The sequence below is a fragment of the Cellulophaga baltica genome (genome assembly GCF_018861125.1).
Taxonomy (GTDB): Bacteria; Bacteroidota; Bacteroidia; order Flavobacteriales; family Flavobacteriaceae; genus Cellulophaga; species Cellulophaga baltica_A.
Genome location: NZ_JAHKQN010000015.1, coordinates 141353 through 162566, shown reverse-complemented (window position 1 = coordinate 162566; position 21214 = coordinate 141353). Strand labels below are relative to the sequence as shown.

Sequence of the window (21214 nt, the reverse complement as noted above, 5' to 3'; positions counted from 1 at the left end):
GTTTCAAAACTATCTAAATTGCCTACTAACTATGTTAAGCAAGTATTTAACTTATATTAAGGAGTCTTTAATAAAAAGTTAACAGGTTAGCTTAACGTTATCTAGTATCTAAACTTAAATTGTTAAAAAAATTAACATTTAATTCTGATTAACTTTTCATATTTTTAAACGAAATTTGAATTATAATGGATAAAAGAAAATTAATTCCGACTTTAAAAATTATACATATTGCTCTTGTGCTTGGGCTAGTTATTTTAGGAGCTATATCATACTTTTATGGCGTTGGTTTTGTAACTAATTTTGAAGTTACTGGTGATATATTTATTTACTTAGTACCTATTTTTGCTATACTTGGCTATTTTGGGAGTATTTATTTATTTAGAAAAACTGTAACTGCTATTAACAAAAATGATTCTTTAAATAAAAAACTGATACAATACCAAAAAGCATTAATCGTAAAATTTGCTTGTATTGAAGCGCCAGCTATTTTAGCTCTCCTTATATTTATGAGAAATGGTTACGTTTTATATTTTAATATTGCAGTTTGTTTAGTTATATATTTAGCGATACAAACACCTACTAGAGATAAACTAGTTAAAAATTTACAATTAAAGCCAAAAGAACAAAAGAAGCTGTACAAAAAAAATAAGAATGCTAAACCCCTTAGTTAGTATTATAATCCCTTTTAAAAATACTGAAAACTACCTTATTGAATGTCTTGAATCGATACGATCACAAACCTATTCAAACTTTGAAGTAATTGCAATTGATGACGGCTCTACAGATAGTAGTCGAGACCTCTTAGATATTTACACTACAAAAGATAACCGCATTAAAGTGTTTAAAAACAGTGGATCAGGTATTATTGATGCCCTACAATTAGCATACACCAAAACCTCCGGTGATTTTATTTCTAGAATGGATTCTGATGATATTATGACTCCTAATCGAATTAAAATCATGGTTAATTCGCTTTTGCAACATGGTAAAAAGCATATTGCTATTGGTCAAGTAAAATATTTTTCTAAAAATGGTGTAAATGATGGTTATTTACGATATGAAAAATGGCTAAATTCACTCACAGCAACTGGTTTAAATTATTCTGAAATATATAAAGAATGCGTAATTCCGTCACCTTGTTGGATGGCTTATAAATCTGATTTTGATGCATGTGGTGGTTTTAGACCAAACACCTACCCCGAAGATTATGATTTAGCATTCCGTTTTTACGAACATAATTACATTTGCATACCTTGCGATATTGTTTTACACCACTGGAGAGATTATAGCGTAAGAGCATCGCGTACTAGTGAGCATTATGCTGAAAATTCTTTTTTAGACTTAAAAATCAACTATTTTACAAAATTAGATTTTAAGCCTTCAGATAAATTAGTTGTTTGGGGAGCAGGAAAAAAAGGGAAATCAGTAGCTACTAAACTAATTGATAAAGAAATAGATTTTATTTGGGTTTGCGATAATGAAAAGAAAATAGGCAAACATATTTATGATGTTAAAATGCAATCGTACACAATTATTAAAAACCTTGATAATTTAAAGGTTATTATCACCGTTGCTAATGATGATGACCAAAAAGCAATAACTTCTTACTTAGAAAAACAAAACTTACAAGCTTCAAAAGATTATTATTTTTTCTGCTAAATAAAAAATATGCCAAAAATAGAGTATCGCATTTACGTTATTGAGCTTCGGAAAAAAGTTTATACTGAAAACACGAGGTTTCGTTTAGCTAATCCGCAATTTAACGGCGTACTTGAATGTTTATATGTAGGCATGACTAGCAAAACCCCAAAAGAGCGTTTTGAACAACATAAAACAGGGTATGTTAACAAAAAAGGACACAAATTATCGGCTAATATAGTTGAGAAATACGGTAGTTATTTAAGACCTAGTCTATACAATCACATTGCACCGTTAAGCACAAGAAAAGAAGCTTTAGCGATGGAAGAAAAATTAGCTTTAGAACTTCGCCGAAAAAGGTATGCGGTTTGGTACAATTAAACCAAACAACAATCTAATTTTAATTATATTTGCGAAACAAAATTTAGGAATGCAATTTAAAAATCCAGAAATACTTTGGGGCTTATTACTTCTCATCATTCCTATTCTAGTTCATTTATTTCAATTACGCAGATTTAAAAAAACACCTTTTACCAACGTGAAAATGCTACAGAAAGTAGTTGCTTCATCAAGAAAAAGTAAATCGATAAAAAAGTTGTTGTTGTTGTGTACTAGATTACTACTTTTTACAGCTATAATCATTGCTTTTGCACAACCATTTTTCGCGAATAAAACTGCCTTACTAAAAAAAGAAACCGTTATATATATTGACAATTCGTTTAGCATGCAGGCAAAAAAAGGGAATGTTTCTTTACTTGAAAAAACCATTCAAACTCTTTTAAAAGAAGCTCCAAGCAATCAAAAATTAAGCCTTTTTACCAACAATACAATCTACAGGAATAATACTTTAAAGGAAATACAAAGCAATTTATTAAAGTTACCTTTTTCAAGCAATCAATTAACTTTAAATGAGATTACTTTAAAAGCAAATACTTTGTTTAGTAATACTTATGATACACAAAAAAATCTTGTGTTGATTTCTGATTTTCAAACGACAAACAATTCAAATCATAAAACAGATAGCATTTCAAAAATTGAAAAACACTATATAAAAGTTAAGTCTAGTGAAAATATTAATATTTCAATTGACAGTTTATATGTTGATAAAAACATGGGTGATAACCTTGAATTAAAGGTTATTTTATCAAATTATGGAGGTGTTGAAAATATACCATTATCTGTTTATAACAATGAAAAACTAATTGCTAAATTAGCCACTGATTTTAATGGTGATAAAATTACATCAGTAGCTTTCACAGTACCTAACAACAAAGAAATATTAGGAAAAATAACTTTAAATGATTCTGGTTTAGATTACGATAACCAATTCTATTTCAGCATTAATAAAAAAGAAAAAATTAATGTTTTAGTAATTGGGTTAGACACAAACTATTTAAGTAGAATTTACACTGAGGATGAGTTTAATTTTGAATCAACTTCTATAAACAAATTAAATTACAGCGTATTAGCATCACAAAATTTAATTGTTTTGAACGAATTAGAACAAATACCTAGTGTGTTACAACAAGCGTTAATTACCTTTTCTCAAAATGGAGGAAGTATTGTTGTTATACCAAATAACAATGCACAAAAAAACAATTACAATGCAGTTTTATCTAATTTCGGAATTGTAATTTCGAACAAAACAACTAATAATCAAGAAATTACCACTATTAATTTTGACCACCCGTTATATACTTCAGTTTTTGACAAGAAAGTAACCAATTTTCAATACCCAAAAGCAAATCAATCATTTGAAATAAAATCTAAATTACCAAGTATACTATCCTATGCGAATGGTACTTCATTTTTAACGGGTAAAAAGGGTATTTATATGTTTACCTCTCCACTTTCTGGCAATTTTTCAAACTTCAAAAATTCTCCTTTAATTGTTCCAACTTTTTATAAAATGGGTGTTGAAAGTTTACAGCAAGAAGACTTATATAGCTCTTTAGGAACTAATGAGGTTATTGATGTTGCTATAACATTACCTAAAGATGAAATTTTAAAAATTACTAAAGAGAACATTGAGTTTATACCACAACAGCAACCATTTTTGAACAAAGTAACCTTAACTTTTAATGGTCAACCTAGTGAAGATGGTGTGTATAGTATTAAAAATAAAAACGAAACACTTAAATATATCAGTTTTAATTATCCGAGAACAGAGAGTAACTTAACGTATTACAATCTTAAACAACTTAATGCAACTTCTAAAAATAACTCTATAACAGATTTATTTGAAGCATTAGAAAAAGATAATAGCATCAACGAGCTTTGGAAATGGTTTGTTATTTTAGCACTATTATTTGCTTTAATTGAAATTGGTATTCAAAAATATTTGAAATGAACGTACTTTTAAAAGCCGTAAAAATTGTAGATGCTTCAAATACAGAATTGCATTTAAAAAAGAGAGATATTCTTATTAAAAATGGTATTATAGATGCAATAGATACAAAAATTGAAGCTCCTGAAGATACGCAAGTAATACAATTAAAAAATCTTCATGTTTCAATTGGTTGGTTTGATAGTAGTGTTAGTTTTGGCGAACCAGGCCATGAAGAACGAGAAACAATTGAAAACGGATTGTACACCGCAGGAAAAAGTGGGTTTACAGATGTTGTTTTAAACCCTAGTACAAATCCAATACCAGATTCTAATTCAAACATAGTTTTCTTAAAAAGCGCTTCGCAAAAACAAACTACCAACTTATACCCATTAGGCGCCTTAACAGTTAAATCAGAAGGAGAAGTTTTAGCAGAACTTTTTGATATGAAAAATGCTGGAGCTGTTGCCTTCAGCGATTTTAAAAACCCGATAAACAATTCTAATTTACTTAAAATTGCTCTGCAGTATGCACAAGGTTTTGATGGGTTAGTGTATTCTTTTCCTTTAGACAAACAAATTGCTGGCAAAGGTGTTGTAAACGAAGAAGAAACGGCTACTAAATTAGGCTTAAAAGGTATACCTGCGTTAGCTGAAGATTTACAAATTACAAGAGATTTACATATATTAGAATATACTGGTGGCAAACTACACATACCAACTATTTCAACAGCAAATGCCGTAAAACTAATTGCTAATGCAAAGAAAAAAGGGTTAAATGTAAGTTGTAGTGTTGCGTTACATAATCTATTTTTTACAGATTCAGTTTTAGAAGAATTTGATACTAATTACAAGGTTTTACCGCCATTACGAACAAAAAAAGATACAAATGCCTTAATAAAAGGCTTAAAAGATGGTATTATTGATTTTGTTACAACTGACCATACACCACTTGATACCGAAGAAAAAATATTAGAATTTGATAATGCTAATTACGGTACTATTGGTTTAGAAAGTGCCTTCGGAATTTTAAATCAAATTTTTAGTGTTGAAGAAACTGTTGCTTTATTAACAAAGGGTCGAAACAGATATGCAATAAACACTCCTAAATTTTCCGTAGGAGAAAAAGCTTGTTTTACGCTTTTCAATCCTGATGAAGAATACGTTTTCACTAAAGAGCACTGTATATCAACTAGTAAAAATTCGGCATATTTAAACCAAAAACATAAGGGTATCGTTTATGGTATTATCAATGAAAAAGAGGTGTTAATCTAAACTTTAATCAATCATGAATCAATCAATCAGAGAAGAAGGTAAAACTATGGCAATCATTAGCTACATAACCGTTATTGGCCTTATTATAGCATATTTTGTCAATAGAGATAAAAACAATGAGTTTATAAATTTTCATATTAAACAATCATTTAGAATTATAATTTTAGCTGTAATTATTACTGTTATTGCCAATATATTAGTGATGATAACAAGGCTTCAATTTTTATCAAATTTAAATGTAATCCCTTTTATTTTAATGGGAATTGGTGCTATAAATGCAAATCAATTGAAAGTAGAAAAAATACCTTTTATTGGTGATTTAGGTTAAGCAAATAACATCAAAATTAATATAAAAAGAGGTTTTAAATTTGAAGCCTCTTTTTTTGTGCAAAAGATTTAGTAAACCTAAATTTGAAGCATGGAAAAACAAGCAAAAAAAATAGCTATAATCTCATATATTACAATGGTTGGAGCACTAATTGCAATTAGTATGAATAATGAACCTAAATATGATTTTGCTAGATATCACGCACGACAAGCATTTGGTTTGCATTTGACATTTATCGCTTTTGCTATATTTATTAGTCAATGGGGTGGCCCATATGCTGGTTACGGTTTATACTTATTTTATATTGTTCTTTGGGGTTATGGATTTTCAGGAGCTATTACAGGTAAAAAACAAGAAATGCCTATAGTCGGACCTTTATTTCAAAAGTGGTTTACATTTATAAGCTAAATTTTTTAATTAAACATCAATTTAAACATGCAGACAAAAGAATTATCGCTATATCATATTATTAAACCATCAACCTTAAAAGATGGAAAGCCACCCGTACTTTTTATGTTTCATGGCTACGGAAGTAATGAAGAAGATTTATTTTCTTTCGCCGCTGAATTACCTGAAGAATTATGTATCATTTCAGTAAGAGCTCCTTACGAAATGCAACCATATGGTAATGCATGGTACGCTATAACTTTTGATGATATTAAAGGTAAATGGAGTGATGATGATCAAGCAATCGAATCGAGAGATAAAATTAGCGTTTTTATAACAGAAGCTTGTAATGCCTATAGCTTAGATGAAAATAATGTAACGCTTTTAGGTTTTAGCCAAGGAACTATATTAAGCTATTCTGTAGCATTGTCATATCCTGAAAAAGTACAAAAAGTAGTGGCTTTAAGTGGTTACATCAATGAAAATATTTTATTAAATGGTTACGAAGAAAATGATTTCAGCAAGCTTAAATTTTATATTTCTCATGGCTCTGTTGATCAAGTAATTCCTGTTGATTGGGCTTCAAAAGCACCTGAATTATTAAACAAACTAAACATTAATAATATCTACGAAGAATTCCCTGTTGGGCATGGAGTTGCTCCTCAGAATTTCTATTCTTTAAAAAATTGGTTGGTTACCAATAGTTAATCTATTTTGTATTACTCCTAGTATATAAAAGGTGATCTAATACTGTAAAATCAACAGATAGATCATCTTTTAACTCGTATTTTAATAAAAGGTCACCCCAATATTTTCCATCTGAAAAATCAGCAACAATCCATTTATGGTTTAAAACTTTTATTTTATTTATTTTAAAATCACCATCCATGCCTTCATAAGGTACTAAAGGATTATCACCTTTGGTTTCGTTACTTTCTAAAAGTTTATCTGCAATATAACCCGAAGTATTTTCTATGTTCAAATGTTCATAATAAGCAAAAGCATCATCATTATTGTCAAGAGAAAAATATTCCATCTCTAACATTTTCAAATTTAATTGATGTAGAGAGTCTTTTAATTGCTTGTTACTTTCAGTTAACTCTTTTTGTCTTCCTTGTAAAGATTCATAATTAGCTTCTCTTTCTTGTACCATTTTTCCACTACTTACAAATAAATACAATGCTATAAGCGCTGTGAATAAAAAAAGGTATAAATAAATCTTACTTTTCATTTGATAAACTTAAATGGTTATTGATAAATTATCGTAGGCCAAATATACGTTTTCAGGCAAGTTTTTCTCAACTTCTTCATGAAAACCTAACAAATGACTGATATGGGTTAAATATGCTTTTTCTGGTTTAACTTTTGCTATAAATGCTAAAGCTTCTTCTAAATTAAAATGAGATATATGCGGATCTAAACGTAATGCATTAACAACTAAAACTTTAGCTCCTTTAATTTTCTCAATTTCCTCATCAACAATGGTCTTAACATCTGTTAAATAAACAAAATCTTGAATTTTATATCCAAATACTTGTAACTTATTATGCATCACATTTACAGGTACAATAGTTTTATTTTCTAAGATAAAAGGTTCATTATTTTTAACCTCATGAATTTGAACAGCAGGAGCCCCTGGATACCTATCTTTTGTTTTAAAAATATATTCAAAACGTTGTTTTAAGGAGTCTACCACACGTTTATGTGCATAAATAGGAATATCACCTTGTCTAAAAAAAAACGGTCGAATATCATCTAACCCAGCAGTATGGTCAGAATGTTCATGAGTAAATAGAATTCCGTCTAATTTATCAATGGGGTTAGCAAGCATTTGTTGCCTAAAGTCTGGTCCACAATCAATTACATAATTATAGTCATCCCAAGAGATTAATACTGAAACTCTTAGTCTTTTATCTTTTTGATTTTCACTTAAACAAACAGGGTGTTTACTCCCTATTATAGGGATACCTTGTGATGTTCCTGTGCCTAAAAAAGTAATTGTCACCTTAAGTGTTATTTTAATATCAAATTTATAACATATTTATTTATTAGGTTAACCAATCTTATTAACTTTGTTACAAACTCAAAATACATGGCGTCAGTTTTAAAAAAGGAAATTGGATTTGAAAATATCCCATCTATTAAATCCAAAACCCTGCGAATTAATCTAAATCCGGATATTTACGGTACTTTTTCTGAAATTGGCGCAGGCCAAGAAACTTCTGGACATTTTTTTAGGTCTGGTGGAGCTTCAGGTACTATTGCTAAAGCAATGAGTGCTTATGATAAAGATTTTAGTGATGCTATTTATGGTATTGAAAAAGACAATAGATATGTTACACAATCTCGCTTAAAAAAAATGTTAAGCCATGAGATGAAAAACATGGAAGATAGAATTAGTCGTGAAAAACACCCAGAACGTTTGTTCTTTTCATATGCTAATACTGTTGCTACAATTGACTTTTCTAAGCGATATAAAGGTCATGGTTGGTTAGGAATTCGTTACCAATTAGACCCAAAACAAAAAGAATATGATGAGATTGTAATACATGTACGTTTTAAACAAAATGAAGCGCGTTTACAACAAGAGACACTAGGTATTTTAGGTGTTAACTTAATATATGGTGCTTTTTATCACCACGATCAACCAAGAAAAATTTTAAAAGATTTATACGATCATTTAGATAAAGATACTTTAGAGGTTGATATGATTAACTTTTCAGGACCAAGTTTTGAAAAAGTTGATAATAGATTAATGAGTTTGCAACTTATTAAAAATAACATGACCGATGCTGTTATGTTTGGCCCTGACGGTAATAACTTATTACCAGCAGCGCTACTTTACAAAAAAAATATACTTGCATTGCGTGGTAGCTTTAGACCTGTTACGCAAGTAAATATGGATATGCTTAAAAAATCTTATGATATATTTATAAGAGAACCAAGCGTTGAAGAAAAAAACACTGTTGTTATTTTTGAAATTACACTTTCAAATTTAAAAGCATCAGGTGAAATTGATGAACAAGATTTTATGGACAGAGCTGAACTTTTATGTTCTCTTGGCCATACAGTAATGATATCTAAATTTCAAGAATACTTTAAATTAGTAGAATATTTCAATAATTATACGAAATCAAAGATTGGATTAACTATGGGTGTTAACAACCTAGTTGATATTTTTGATGAGAAATATTACCGTCATTTAAGTGGTGGTATCTTAGAAGCTTTCGGAAAATTATTTTTTAAAGATTTGAAAGTTTACTTATATCCAATGAAAAACCCTGACACTGGACAGATTATGACCAGTAATAATATAAAAGTACATCCGCGTATGAAAGAATTGTATAAATTCTTCAAATACAACGGAAAGGTAATGGACATTATTGATTACGACCCTGAAATATTACATGTTTTCTCTAGAGATGTTTTAAAGAAAATTATTAGTAATGAAGAAGGTTGGGAAAAGCATTTACCAGAAGGTATTGCCGAAATGATTAAAACGAACAATCTTTTTAAGCGTAAACCAAAATCGTTAAAAGAAAAAGCTTAGCTTTTGAAATAAAAAATAACCCTTTAAACATCAATCATTTAAAGGGTTTTTTTGTATTATAATATTTGTGCAGCGTGATCTTTAGTTTTCACTTTTTCAATCACATTTATTACTTCACTTTTTTCATCAATTACAAAAGTCATTCTGTGAATACCATCATACTCACGGCCCATAAATTTTTTAGGCCCCCAAACACCAAATGCATTAATTACAGTATGATCTTCATCGGCTAGTAATGGAAAAGGAAACTCATATTTATTTCTAAAGTTAGTTTGTCTTTTTTCTGAATCAGCACTTACACCAAGTAATTCATAACCTTGTTCTTGCAATTCTTTATAGTTATCTCTTAAATTACAAGCCTCAGCGGTACAACCAGGCGTACTTGCTTTTGGGTAAAAAAATACAACAAGTTTTTTTCCTATATAGTCTGATAATTTTACTTCATTACCATCTTGATCCTTAGCTGTAAAATCAGGAACCTTATCCCCTATTTTTAAAGTTTTCATAGCTTTTTTAATTAAATTCGTTCTTTGTAAAAATACAAATAAGCAATCTAGATTGCTAAACGAATCTAATTCGATTTATAAATTGAATTATAAAATATACCAATGACTAAGGCTGAAAAAGTACAATTTACGATTGATACATTAAAAGAATTATACCCAACAATACCTGTACCACTTGATCATAAAGATCCTTACACACTTTTAATTGCGGTACTTATGTCCGCACAAAGTACTGATGTTCGCGTAAATCAAATAACGCCATTATTATTTGAAAAAGCTGATAACCCATATGATATGGTGAAAATGACGGTTGATGAAATTAGAAATATTATTCGTCCAGTAGGTTTATCACCTATGAAAGCTAAGGGTATTCATGGTTTATCTCAAATGTTGATTGATAAATACGATGGTATTGTACCTCAAGAGATGGAAAAATTAGAAGAATTTCCGGCCGTAGGCCATAAAACGGCAGGTGTAGTTGTTTCTCAAGCTTTCGGAATTCCTGCTTTTCCTGTTGATACTCATATACATAGACTTATGTTTCGTTGGGGATTTACCAATGGAAAAAATGTAGTTCAGACAGAAAAAGATGCAAAAAGATTATTCCCTAAAGAATTATGGAATGATTTACATTTACAAATTATTTGGTATGGTCGTGATTATTCTCCTGCAAGAGGCTGGAATTTAGAAAATGATATTATCACAAAAACAATTGGAAGAAAAACAGTACTCGATGAGTATTATAAAATTAAAAAGAGTCGCAAATAGCGACTCTTTTTAATTTTTTAGTTTAAATTATTCTCAAATTGAAGATTATTGTAATCAACAATATGTAATGAATTTGAATAACTCATTAGGAACTTAACAGTTTCTGGGCTAGCTTTAGCAAGCTTGCACGCATTTTGATTCTCAGTGTAAATTTTTTCCATAATAGTTGTTTGTTATGTTAAGATAACGCCACTAAAACGGAAATATTGTATGAATCGTTCTACTGCTTATTAATTCGTTAAAACGATATTATTCTTTTCAATAACCTTTCTAAGGTTAATTAAAGCATAACGCATTCTTCCTAAAGCAGTATTAATACTAACTCCTGTATTTTCTGAAATTTCTTTAAAACTCATATCTCTGTAGATACGCATTAATAAAACTTCTTTTTGATCTTCTGGCAATTCCTCAATTAAAAGGTTTAAATCAGAATCTATTTGATCTTTAATCAATTGCTTTTCAGCATTTAATTTGTCATCACCAATTACAGAAAAGATATTAAAATCATCGCTTCCTTCAAACATTGGCATTCTTTTGTTTTTTCTAAAATGGTCAATTACCAAATTGTGAGCTATTCTCATTACCCACGGTAAAAATTTACCTTCTTCACTATAAGACCCTTTTCTTAATGTTTTAATTACTTTAATAAAAGTATCTTGAAAAATGTCTTCCGTAATATCTCTATCTAAAACTTTCGAGTAAATAAAGCTCGAGATACGCTGGTTGTGTCTATTAATTAAAACCTCTAGAGCTTTTTCTTCTCCGTTGATATAATTTTTTACTAATACTGAGTCATCAATCTGTAGTTCCATACAAATTACTTTTTTTGGTTAATGTTAAAATTTATAATCCATGTGCGTGGATTATAGTCGTTTTCTGTTAAAATATGTTTAAAAAAGTAATTTTGCTTTATAGGCTATTGGTTTTTAATTACATGTCAAATATATAGAAATAAGAGGCTTATTTAAAAAAATTGTTGTGATATGCAATATTTCCGATGTTAAAACGTGTATTGTAGTTATTGAAACACTCAAATTGTATCTTTGTTCGTAATAAGATACGAGTATGAATGCAATTTTAGACGTGAACCCAAAAGAAAATATAATTATTAAGGGTGCTAAACTACATAACCTTAAAAATATTGATGTAATTATACCTAGAAATAAACTTGTTGTAATTACAGGTTTATCAGGCTCAGGTAAATCAAGTCTTGCTTTTGATACACTTTATGCTGAAGGACAACGTAGGTATGTTGAAAGTTTATCTTCTTATGCACGTCAATTCTTAGGAAAATTAGACAAACCTAAAGTTGATTATATAAAAGGTATAGCTCCTGCCATTGCAATTGAACAAAAAGTAAACTCCACCAATCCGCGCTCTACAGTAGGTACAACAACCGAGATTTATGATTATTTAAAGTTAATGTATGCTAGAATCGGTAAAACCATATCACCAATATCTAGCAAAGAAGTAAAAAAGCATACTGTAACTGATGTTATTGACTATGTAAAGACCTTCCCTGAAGGAACAAAATTACTTTTACTTGCTCCTATTACTATAAAGAAAGATAGAGATGCCCTAAAATCATTACAAATATTTTCACAACAAGGTTACGCACGTATTAAATATAAAGGTGAAGTTTTACGTATTGATGATAGTATTACTGAAATAGATAAAGAGTTTAGTTTAGTTATTGATCGTATTATTACTAAAGATGATGAAGATTTTTACAATCGATTAGCCAATGCTGTTGACACTGCCTTTTTTGAAGGTAAAGGTGAATGTATTATTGAAACCTTAAATACAAAAGAGCAAACCCCTTTTAGTAATAAGTTTGAATTAGATGGCATGAAGTTTTTAGAACCAAATGTACACTTATTCAGCTTCAATAACCCATATGGTGCCTGCCCTACTTGTGAGGGTTACGGAGATGTTGTAGGTATTGATGAAGATTTAGTTATACCAAATACAGCACTTTCAATATATGAAAATGCAATTTTTGCTTGGCGAGGTGAAAGCATGGGTGCCTACCGTGATGAATTAGTAAATAATGCTTACAAGTTTGATTTTCCCATTCATAAGCCTTGGTACCAACTTAGCGAAAAACAAAGACAGTTAGTTTGGGATGGAAATTCATATTTTACAGGATTGCATGATTTCTTCGCTAAAATTGAAGAAAAAAGTTATAAAATTCAAAATCGAGTGATGCTTTCTCGTTACCGTGGAAAAACAAAATGTACCACATGCAAAGGTAAACGACTAAGAAAAGAAACAAACTATGTGCAAATAGCCGATAAATCTATCTCTGATTTAGTGGAACAACCTATTGAAGATTTAATTGCTTTTTTTGAAGGAATCACTTTAAATGAAAACGATAGTAAAATTGCTTCTCGTTTATTAATAGAAATCAAAAGCCGTTTAGGCTTCTTATATAAGGTAGGGTTAACTTATTTAACTTTAAATAGAAAATCAAACACACTTTCTGGTGGAGAAAGTCAGCGAATTAATCTTGCAACATCATTAGGTAGTAGTTTAGTTGGCTCTATGTACATACTTGACGAACCTAGCATTGGTTTACATCCGAAAGACACTGAAAACCTTATTGAGGTTTTAAAATCACTTCGGAATTTAGGTAATACTGTTATAGTTGTTGAGCATGATGAAGATATTATGAATGCCGCCGATGAGGTTATTGACATAGGGCCTGAAGCAGGAACACTTGGTGGGCATGTAGTTGCCCATGGTACTATGGATGATATTTTAAAATCAACCTCACTTACAGCAAGCTACTTAAACGGAACATTAGAAATTAAAGTCCCTGAACAAAGAAGGTCTTTCAAAAACTATATTGAGATTATAGGTGCTCGTGAAAATAACCTTAAAAATATAGATGTTACTTTTCCTTTAAATGTTCTTACCGTTGTTACTGGTGTTTCTGGTAGTGGAAAAAGCACTTTAGTCAAAAAATTACTGTATCCTATTATATTAAAAGAAGTTGGTGGATTTGGAGAAAAATCTGGTCAGTTTACTGATGTTAAAGGAAAATATAGTGATGTTAAGCACGTAGAGTTTGTAGATCAGAACCCAATTGGCCGTTCTTCTCGTTCAAACCCTGTAACCTATATAAAGGCCTACGATGATATAAGAGCTTTATATGCTTCACAAAAATTGAGTAAACTTAGAAACTACCAAACCAAACATTTCTCTTTTAATGTTGATGGTGGTCGTTGTGAAAAATGTAAAGGAGAAGGTGAAATCACTGTAGAAATGCAGTTTATGGCTGATGTGCATTTAGAATGTGAAACCTGTAAAGGAAAACGTTTTAAAAAGGAGGTTTTAGAAGTTAAGTTTCAAGATGCCAATATTGATGATATTTTAACGATGACCATTGATGATGCTTTAGACTTTTTTGAAAAACATCAACAAACAAAAATCTACAGAAAATTAAAACCATTACAAGATGTTGGCTTAGGGTACGTAACTTTAGGGCAATCATCATCTACCCTATCTGGTGGAGAAGCACAACGTATTAAACTAGCTTCATTTCTTGTAAAGGGGACTTCAAAAGAAAAATCACTTTTTATTTTTGACGAACCTACTACAGGTCTTCATTTTCATGATATTAAAAAATTATTAAAATCATTTAATGCATTAATTGACAAAGGACATTCAATAATTGTAATTGAACATAATATTGACTTAATAAAATGTGCTGATTATATTATTGATTTAGGTTTAGAAGGTGGCTCTAAAGGTGGTGAGTTAATTGTACAAGGCATACCTGAAGTTGTTGCTAAAAACAAGAAATCACATACTGCAAAATACCTAAAAGAAAAATTAAAGTAAGTAATAATTTCACACACAATATATTTTAGAAGTTTTTAAAAAATTATAAGGTATTTAAAATCAACGCATTACAATCTAAATAAATTTTTGGCACGCTGTTTGGTATATATTAACCGAATGTAGATAGTTACATTCGTTTAACTCAAAAACCTTATATCATGAGAAAATTTATACTTATATTTTCAGCCTTTATTTTTGCTATTACAACGGCGAAAGCTGAAACTACAAATGATAAGGTTGCAAACAGCAATGCTTATTCTTACAATGACTCATTTATCTTTATCGAAAACGGCATTACTTTTTCTGTTTATCCTGATGGTGAATTTGATTTTTATATAGATGAAAGAGCTAACGTTAATGCCAATGTAAATATTGGTAATGCTAACATTACCTTTAATTCTGGCTATGATTATAATCCATATGTTCAATATGATGATTATGGCGCTGTAATTCAAGTTGAAAATGTTCCTGTTTATTACGATTATTATGGTCGTGTATCAGAAATTGGTGATGTAAATATTAATTACACAAACGGTAGAGTTTCAAGACTTGGTAACATGTATGTTTATTATAACAGCAGAGGTCAGTTTAACTACCATAGAGGATATATCAACGTATATAATAGAAATTATGTTTACCGTCCTTTTCACAGGTTTTTTGCAAGACCTTCAATTGGTTTTCGTTTAGTGAATACAAGCCCATATAGAAGATATTATTCTCCTATTAGATACACTTATTATAACCCATACAGATATAATACTCGTAGAGCTTATGCATCGGTTGGTAGTATACACAAATACAACAAGGCTAGAACTAATAGAGCTACTATTTATAGAAACGATAAAAGAGTATCAGTAAGAAACAATATAAGGAGTAATAGAACTTCGCAAAGAAATATTGCTTATAACTCAAGAAAATCTACTATTAATAATAAAGTTGGTTATTCTAGAGGGAATACATCAAGAAGTACAAGAGTTAGTTCGCCTAGAACAACAACAAATAGAAGTACGACCTACAAAAGCCCAAATAGAACAACGACGACTAGAACTGTTACAAGAAGTACAAAGCCTAGTAATAATACTACTAGAAAAAGTACAACGACTAGAAACACAACGAGATCTATAAAAAGTCCTTCAAAAACTGTAACTACTTCAAGAACAACTAGAAGTACTAGTCCGTCAAAAAAGAATAACACCACAAGTAGAAGCTCTTCTTCTAGATCAGTTAGTACTCCAAGAAGTACATCATCAAGAAGTTCAAATACAAAAAGTACTTCTACGAAAAGAAATAGTAATTCAACAAAAGTTTCAAAATCTATTAGAAGTAATAGAACAAGAAGTTAATAAGAGATTTTAGATTGGTTGTTAATCCCATAGTGAACCTGTTCCTATGGGATTATTTTTTTCTAATAAATATATCAATCATCATATTTACATCATCAGAAAGCTTAAACTTATAAATAAGAGAAAAATAAGCCAGTACAATTAATATACTTTTAATTACAATATTAATTATTGGATGAAAAGGGAAATTTACAAAGTAAAAAACAAACCCTATTAAAAGCAAAACTGCTATTATCACTAATATATCTGAAGTAAAAGGTAAAATTCCAAATCGTTTTTTTACAAATATTATTTTTATTGTATTGTAAATACTAATTGCCAAAAAAGAAGCTATTGCAGCTCCTATTAATTCGAATTGTGGTATCAATACTAAATTAAAAAGTATGGTTATAACAGCCAATAAAATACCCATTATTAATAGTGTTTTGTAATAGTCTGAATTATATAATATTGCATTATTATTCCCTAATAAAGCGTCATATACCTTTGCTAAACCAATTAAAAAAACAACCATAAATCCACCACCATATTCGCTTGGTAGTAACAAATAAAGCTGGTCTAAGTTTAATAAAATTAATATATAAATCAATCCTGAAATTATAAATAAGGTTACTGAACTTCTTTGATATAAATCTTTTAATTCCACATAATTTTTTGTTGATAACAACGATGCTGTTAATGGGTAGGTAATTTGATGCATTGCGCGTGATGGTACCGATATTACTGTGGCAATATATATGGCTACACTGTAATAAGCCACATATTCAATCTCAATAAATTGGTTAATCATCACTTTATCAACCTCTAATAAAATTACTGCTGCTGAGCCTCCTAAAATTATTAAAGAACTGTAACTAAGTATTGCTTTTGTATTTTTTGGAAAATTAAAACTCAGCTTAGGCATACGTAATTTAAATGCGTAAATTTTCATAACTAACATTCGTAAAGCATATGCTATTACTAATGCAATTAAAAAATTAGGTATCGTAATTATTTCAAAATGCAATAATATTAGAAGAATTGTGATACATACCCGTACAAATACTTCTTTCATAAAGTTACCAAAAACTGATTTCATTTGTACTTTTGCCCAAGCAAAAAATACTTCAAAATAAGCCATTGCCATACCAATAATAAAAATATACCAAACGTAACCTTTTACAATAGCATTTTCCTTTCCTAAAAAATTACCAATAACATCATAAGCAAAGTAAGAAACTAAAGCTACTGGAAGTATTAAAAATAGTGGTAAAATCAGCATTAAGGTTAAAAAACCGTCTTTAGTTTTAGCGTCATTAAAATCACTAAAATATTTAACTAAAGTATTAGGCACACCAAAAGCTAATAAAGGCATTAACACTGTCGCTACTGATAGTATTACAGATACTAACCCATAATACTCATCAGATAAAAAACGTGTGTACAAAAATAAGGTGTTAATAGCACCAACACCAAAACCTAAATAAGTAACGATGGTATTATTCAGAGACTGTTTTAATACAATTCCCATTAAAGTAGCTTAGCTAGTTTTTGTGTTAGTTCTTTTCTATGGTATTGTTGTATACCTCTAGAATTTACAGTCAATTGATTTTTCTGGTAAAGTTTAAACCAATTTAAAATTACTTGTTTTAATTCAGATTCTTCAGAATAATTGAAAAAATTACCTGTTTGCGTAGCTACCACAATATTACCAGCTTCCCAATTTTTAGGTCCTAGAGCTAAAATTGGTCGCTTAGATGCCATATATTCAAATAATTTACCTGGTATAATTCCACTTGTTTCTTCTGAATCTATTTCTGCCAATAAAAGTATTTGAGTTTTTTTTTGATAAACTAAAGCTTTTTCATGTGAAACATAGCCTAAAAGTTCAACAAAGGGTTCCAAACCTAAGTTTTTAATAGTTTCAAGCACATCATCACTAACAACTCCTATTAAGTTCAATTTTAAAGCATTTTTAAAAGCATTATTCTCATGTGCTAACTCAGAAAGTACTCTCCATAAATTCTTCGGGTTACGCCCTGTAAGCAATGACCCTATATGTGATATAGTAAAATCAGTGTCTAAAGTAAATGTTTCTGTAGATGCTATATTTGTGTCAAATCCATTTGTGATCACCTCTATTGGCTTTGCAGTTATTGCATTAAACTCCCTCTTAGTAGTCGCACTTGTTACAATAATTTTATCTGCCATATTTAAAACAGTACGTTCTAAGTTTTTATGTTTTTTTTCTGATGATGCAGTAAGCTTCAATTTCTTGTGATACCCAATTGTTGTCCAAGGATCTCTAAAGTCTGCCAACCAATTAAGCGTTAGTTTTCTTTTTAAACCTAGCCCAATTAAATGTACACTATGTGGAGGTCCTGTTGTAATTATTGTCTCAACAGCTTCCTTTTCAATAATAGTTTCTAGAAACTTTATCGAAGGTTTAATCCAGTATTTACGAGCATCAGGTATAAATACATTCCCACGAATCCAAAGCATTATTTTCTCTGCAGTAGATTGATTTTTTGTCTGAATAATTCCAGAACTAATCTGTTTCGTTTTCTTAGATGAGAATATTGAAGCTAATTTATAGGGCTCAAAAATTGGCTGTTTGTATATTTTTACTACTTCAGGTATTTCATATAAAAAAGCTTCGTCAATGATTGGATAATTTGGATTTTCAGGAATATAAACAATAGGTTCTACACCAAAATCACGTAAATATTTCACAAATTTTAACCACCGTTGTACACCAGGGCCACCTGCTGGAGGCCAGTAATAGGTAATGATTAAAACTTTTTTCATTGTTGGTTTTCCTTTTTTCTAGAACTCCAAAATGTATAACCAAAAGCACCAATGATTAATAACCCTAAAAGTATTGTACTTGAAAGCACCACTGTAGATCCTGTTTGAATCACCTTTGGTTCGAATTTAAAATCAATTGTATGCTTCCCCGCCGGAACTTTTAATCCACGTAATGCATAATCAACACAATAATGAGGTGTTAATTTACCATCTATATAAGCATTCCAACCATTTGCGTAATACATTTCTGAAAACACAGCAAAACCTTCAGTAGTACTATTGGAATTATAAATTAAATGATTCGGCTTATAACTTGTTAAATTAAATGTTGCTAGAGAATCTTTTTGAATAGAAAAATTTGTTACGTCTGAAAATTTTGAAACATCAATAACAGCAGTTGTTTTAGTATCTATTTCTTTCAATGAAGAAATAGCTTCGTCAGCAGAGTACACTCTTTGTAAATTATCAACAAACCAAGCATTGCCATTGGCATCATTATTTAATGCAGGGTATATTTTACCCTCTTGGTCTTTTTGATAAATGTATTTAACATTAAGCATGTTCAATACATTTAAATTTCCATTATAAATATGAAAATCAAAAAGATCTTGCATTTTTGCAGGCTTTGCCGCATGGTAACCTCCAATTGATTGATGGTAATATGAAGTACTCGCTCCATTTAAACCTTCAGAAGGGTTATAAACCCTAAATATACCTTCGTCTTCTGCAATTTGTTTATCTATTGCAGTTTCAGGAAATGGTGCAATCATTGCACGTTGGCGTACAAAATCATCATCATTTACATACCTTTTATCTACACCTACTAAATCAAAAAGTATTAGTAGACCAACTACCAAGGCAAACAAATTTTTATTTAATTTTTCTTTGATTAAAAACCAAATTGCAACTGCTGTTAATAGAACAAAAATTAGAGATCTTAGAGTGTCATTAATATAAACCGCCTCTCTATCTAAGCGGATAATTGTCATTAATTCTCTACCAAAATTCTGTTCTAAATAGCTATCACTAGCTCCTTCAAAAAAGAATAAACTTTTAGCTAGTAAAAGTAAAACACCAACGCCTGCACTTATAATAAAACTAATTTTTAAGGCCTTAATTTTTTTAGCTTTTTCAATTTTATCATTAAACAAAGCAGCTAAAGCTAAGACTGCTACAATTGGCACACAAAGTTCTAAAATTACTTGTATTGATGATACAGCCCTGAATTTATCATACATAGGGAAGAAATCAATCATAAAATCTGTTAGTAAACTAAAGTTTTTACCCCATGACAAAAACAATGACATAATAACGCCTCCTAAAAGCCACCATTTTATATTACTTTCAATTAAAAATAAACCTAAAAAGAAAAGCAAGAACAATACTGCTCCAATATAAGCTGGTGCTGATGTACCAGGTTGATCTCCCCAGTACAAGGGCATTCCGCTAGTAAAATCTAATGCTTTTGTTTTTGAAAGTCCTTTTTCTACTAAAAAATCAAAGGTTTTAGAACTTTCTCCTAAATCTTCATTATTTGAACCACCAAATAAGCGTGGTACAAATAAATTCAATGATTCTGTTATTCCGTAACTGTATTGCGTGATATATTCTTTACTTAAACCTCCTGTATTTTCTTTGGGTTGACCGTCTGGTGTTATTGTTAATTCACTTTTACCACGTGTACTCCAATCTGCGTACTCCTTCGTTGCCATTAAACTAGTTGCATTTGTAGCAATACCCAATAAAACTCCAGCTAAAAGAATCGCAACTGAAATAAAAAAGTGTTTAAATTCTTTCTTTTTGATGGATTCTACCAAATAAACAATTCCTAAAATTAACACCAGAAGCATAAAATAATAGGTCATTTGATAGTGGTTGGCATTTATCTCTAATGCCATTGCTAATGCAGTAAGTATAAAACCCCAAATATATTTTTTTCTAAATACTAGTAAAATACCACCCAAAAGCATTGGTAAATATGCTATTGCATGTGCTTTTGCATTATGTCCTACGCCTAAAATAATAATCAAATAGGTTGAAAAACCAAATGCTAATGCACCTATTATTGATAGCCTATAGTCAACTTTTAGACAGCTTAATAAAATATAAAACCCTAATAAATATAAAAACAAATAATCTGCTGGGCGAGGTAAAAAACGTAATGCTAAATCTAGTTTTTTTACGTAATTATAAGGGTAATGTGCTCCTAATTGAAACGTTGGCATACCACCAAATGCACTATTTGTCCAATATGGTTCATCACCTGTTTTCTTTTTAAAGTCAGTCTGCTCTTTTGCCATACCAGTGTATTGAGCAATATCAGATTGAAAAATAACTTTTCCTTGTAAAACTGGAGTAAAAAATGCTAAAGCAGTGATGATAAATAAGGCAATAGCAAAAAAATGAATTATAAAAACTTTAAAATTATTGTTCATTTGAGGCAATACTGTTTTTCTGTTAT

At 29.9% G+C, this 21214-nt stretch carries 20 protein-coding genes; 12 read left to right on the top strand and 8 right to left on the bottom strand.

The window, feature by feature from the left end; genetic code table 11:
- The first annotated feature begins 185 nt into the window (after positions 1-185).
- The 8 genes from KO500_RS06905 (at position 186) to KO500_RS06870 (ending at position 6661) form a co-directional block, all read left to right on the top strand.
- Entirely contained in the window at positions 186-671 is a 486-nt protein-coding gene (locus KO500_RS06905) for a hypothetical protein (protein WP_215955790.1), read from the top strand.
- Entirely contained in the window at positions 652-1659 is a 1008-nt protein-coding gene (locus tag KO500_RS06900) for a glycosyltransferase family 2 protein (RefSeq protein ID WP_215955789.1), read from the top strand. The genes KO500_RS06905 and KO500_RS06900 overlap by 20 nt, the downstream gene beginning before the upstream one ends.
- Positions 1660-1668: 9 nt before the next feature.
- Positions 1669-2019, top strand: a complete 351-nt coding sequence (locus tag KO500_RS06895) for a ribose-5-phosphate isomerase (RefSeq protein WP_215955788.1) — start codon at positions 1669-1671, stop codon at positions 2017-2019.
- 49 nt (positions 2020-2068) lie between these two features.
- The gene (locus tag KO500_RS06890; protein WP_215955787.1) at positions 2069-3988 is read left to right on the top strand and encodes a BatA domain-containing protein; all 1920 of its coding nucleotides are present in this window, start codon (positions 2069-2071) and stop codon (positions 3986-3988) included.
- Positions 3985-5238, top strand: coding sequence for a dihydroorotase (locus KO500_RS06885; RefSeq protein WP_215955786.1), 1254 nt, complete (start codon positions 3985-3987; stop codon positions 5236-5238). Before KO500_RS06890 ends, KO500_RS06885 begins: the two co-directional genes overlap by 4 nt.
- Before the next feature lie 13 nt (positions 5239-5251).
- Complete coding sequence (locus KO500_RS06880; RefSeq protein WP_215955785.1) at positions 5252-5566, top strand: DUF4870 domain-containing protein; 315 nt, start codon at positions 5252-5254, stop codon at positions 5564-5566.
- Between the two features lie 90 nt (positions 5567-5656).
- Complete coding sequence (locus KO500_RS06875; protein WP_215955784.1) at positions 5657-5974, top strand: hypothetical protein; 318 nt, start codon at positions 5657-5659, stop codon at positions 5972-5974.
- Positions 5975-6001: 27 nt separating this feature from the next.
- On the top strand, positions 6002-6661 hold the full coding sequence (locus KO500_RS06870) for an alpha/beta hydrolase (RefSeq protein WP_215955783.1): 660 nt from the start codon (positions 6002-6004) through the stop codon (positions 6659-6661).
- Position 6662: 1 nt separating this feature from the next.
- Here the strand turns inward: KO500_RS06870 and KO500_RS06865 are convergent, their stop codons facing one another.
- Together KO500_RS06865 and KO500_RS06860 are read right to left on the bottom strand one after the other, a co-directional pair.
- Positions 6663-7184, bottom strand: a complete 522-nt coding sequence (locus KO500_RS06865) for a hydrolase (protein WP_215955782.1) — start codon at positions 7182-7184, stop codon at positions 6663-6665.
- Positions 7185-7193: 9 nt separating this feature from the next.
- A complete protein-coding gene (locus tag KO500_RS06860; RefSeq protein WP_215955781.1) occupies positions 7194-7958 on the bottom strand; it encodes an MBL fold metallo-hydrolase in 765 nt (254 codons plus the stop codon).
- 87 nt (positions 7959-8045) lie between these two features.
- Here KO500_RS06860 and KO500_RS06855 point away from each other — a divergent pair, with 87 nt between their 5' ends.
- The gene (locus KO500_RS06855) at positions 8046-9503 is read left to right on the top strand and encodes a TonB-dependent receptor (protein ID WP_215955780.1); all 1458 of its coding nucleotides are present in this window, start codon (positions 8046-8048) and stop codon (positions 9501-9503) included.
- 56 nt (positions 9504-9559) lie between these two features.
- Here KO500_RS06855 and bcp read toward each other — a convergent pair whose 3' ends face one another.
- The gene (gene bcp / locus KO500_RS06850) at positions 9560-10009 is read right to left on the bottom strand and encodes a thioredoxin-dependent thiol peroxidase (RefSeq protein WP_215955779.1); all 450 of its coding nucleotides are present in this window, start codon (positions 10007-10009) and stop codon (positions 9560-9562) included.
- 102 nt (positions 10010-10111) lie between these two features.
- On the opposite strand from bcp, the gene KO500_RS06845 reads away from it, so the two are divergent.
- Positions 10112-10777 carry an endonuclease III domain-containing protein gene (locus KO500_RS06845; RefSeq protein ID WP_215955778.1) on the top strand — a complete coding sequence of 222 codons (666 nt, stop codon included), beginning with the start codon at positions 10112-10114 and terminating at the stop codon, positions 10775-10777.
- 17 nt (positions 10778-10794) lie between these two features.
- Here the strand turns inward: KO500_RS06845 and KO500_RS06840 are convergent, their stop codons facing one another.
- Entirely contained in the window at positions 10795-10938 is a 144-nt protein-coding gene (locus KO500_RS06840) for a hypothetical protein (RefSeq protein WP_215955777.1), read from the bottom strand.
- Positions 10939-11007: 69 nt separating this feature from the next.
- Entirely contained in the window at positions 11008-11589 is a 582-nt protein-coding gene (locus KO500_RS06835) for an RNA polymerase sigma factor (RefSeq protein ID WP_215955776.1), read from the bottom strand.
- A 253-nt stretch (positions 11590-11842) separates the two neighbouring features.
- Between KO500_RS06835 and uvrA the strand changes: the two genes are divergently transcribed.
- A complete protein-coding gene (gene uvrA, locus KO500_RS06830; RefSeq protein ID WP_215955775.1) occupies positions 11843-14623 on the top strand; it encodes an excinuclease ABC subunit UvrA in 2781 nt (926 codons plus the stop codon).
- A gap of 158 nt (positions 14624-14781) precedes the next feature.
- Entirely contained in the window at positions 14782-15966 is a 1185-nt protein-coding gene (locus KO500_RS06825; RefSeq protein WP_215955774.1) for a hypothetical protein, read from the top strand.
- 52 nt (positions 15967-16018) lie between these two features.
- Here KO500_RS06825 and KO500_RS06820 read toward each other — a convergent pair whose 3' ends face one another.
- The 3 genes from KO500_RS06820 to KO500_RS06810 are packed head-to-tail and all read right to left on the bottom strand — an operon-like array spanning position 16019 to position 21188.
- Positions 16019-17476, bottom strand: a complete 1458-nt coding sequence (locus tag KO500_RS06820; RefSeq protein ID WP_215955773.1) for an oligosaccharide flippase family protein — start codon at positions 17474-17476, stop codon at positions 16019-16021.
- Complete coding sequence (locus KO500_RS06815) at positions 17476-18753, bottom strand: glycosyltransferase family 4 protein (protein ID WP_215955772.1); 1278 nt, start codon at positions 18751-18753, stop codon at positions 17476-17478. The genes KO500_RS06820 and KO500_RS06815 overlap by 1 nt, the downstream gene beginning before the upstream one ends.
- Positions 18750-21188, bottom strand: a complete 2439-nt coding sequence (locus KO500_RS06810) for a YfhO family protein (RefSeq protein WP_215955771.1) — start codon at positions 21186-21188, stop codon at positions 18750-18752. The genes KO500_RS06815 and KO500_RS06810 overlap by 4 nt, the downstream gene beginning before the upstream one ends.
- Positions 21189-21214: the final 26 nt, after the last annotated feature.

What these genes read in the sequence shown, in the direction of transcription:
- KO500_RS06815 (WP_215955772.1), bottom strand. Translation starts at nt 18,753, where the DNA reads ATGAAAAAAGTTTTAATCATTACCTATTACTGGCCTCCAGCAGGTGGC.
- KO500_RS06895 (WP_215955788.1), top strand. Translation starts at nt 1,669, where the DNA reads ATGCCAAAAATAGAGTATCGCATTTACGTTATTGAGCTTCGGAAAAAA.
- bcp (WP_215955779.1), bottom strand. Translation starts at nt 10,009, where the DNA reads ATGAAAACTTTAAAAATAGGGGATAAGGTTCCTGATTTTACAGCTAAG.
- KO500_RS06865 (WP_215955782.1), bottom strand. Translation starts at nt 7,184, where the DNA reads ATGAAAAGTAAGATTTATTTATACCTTTTTTTATTCACAGCGCTTATA.
- KO500_RS06845 (WP_215955778.1), top strand. Translation starts at nt 10,112, where the DNA reads ATGACTAAGGCTGAAAAAGTACAATTTACGATTGATACATTAAAAGAA.
- KO500_RS06820 (WP_215955773.1), bottom strand. Translation starts at nt 17,476, where the DNA reads ATGGGAATTGTATTAAAACAGTCTCTGAATAATACCATCGTTACTTAT.
- KO500_RS06835 (WP_215955776.1), bottom strand. Translation starts at nt 11,589, where the DNA reads ATGGAACTACAGATTGATGACTCAGTATTAGTAAAAAATTATATCAAC.
- KO500_RS06825 (WP_215955774.1), top strand. Translation starts at nt 14,782, where the DNA reads ATGAGAAAATTTATACTTATATTTTCAGCCTTTATTTTTGCTATTACA.
- KO500_RS06885 (WP_215955786.1), top strand. Translation starts at nt 3,985, where the DNA reads ATGAACGTACTTTTAAAAGCCGTAAAAATTGTAGATGCTTCAAATACA.
- KO500_RS06905 (WP_215955790.1), top strand. Translation starts at nt 186, where the DNA reads ATGGATAAAAGAAAATTAATTCCGACTTTAAAAATTATACATATTGCT.
- KO500_RS06880 (WP_215955785.1), top strand. Translation starts at nt 5,252, where the DNA reads ATGAATCAATCAATCAGAGAAGAAGGTAAAACTATGGCAATCATTAGC.
- KO500_RS06875 (WP_215955784.1), top strand. Translation starts at nt 5,657, where the DNA reads ATGGAAAAACAAGCAAAAAAAATAGCTATAATCTCATATATTACAATG.
- KO500_RS06840 (WP_215955777.1), bottom strand. Translation starts at nt 10,938, where the DNA reads ATGGAAAAAATTTACACTGAGAATCAAAATGCGTGCAAGCTTGCTAAA.
- KO500_RS06890 (WP_215955787.1), top strand. Translation starts at nt 2,069, where the DNA reads ATGCAATTTAAAAATCCAGAAATACTTTGGGGCTTATTACTTCTCATC.
- KO500_RS06810 (WP_215955771.1), bottom strand. Translation starts at nt 21,188, where the DNA reads ATGAACAATAATTTTAAAGTTTTTATAATTCATTTTTTTGCTATTGCC.
- KO500_RS06855 (WP_215955780.1), top strand. Translation starts at nt 8,046, where the DNA reads ATGGCGTCAGTTTTAAAAAAGGAAATTGGATTTGAAAATATCCCATCT.
- KO500_RS06870 (WP_215955783.1), top strand. Translation starts at nt 6,002, where the DNA reads ATGCAGACAAAAGAATTATCGCTATATCATATTATTAAACCATCAACC.
- KO500_RS06900 (WP_215955789.1), top strand. Translation starts at nt 652, where the DNA reads ATGCTAAACCCCTTAGTTAGTATTATAATCCCTTTTAAAAATACTGAA.
- uvrA (WP_215955775.1), top strand. Translation starts at nt 11,843, where the DNA reads ATGAATGCAATTTTAGACGTGAACCCAAAAGAAAATATAATTATTAAG.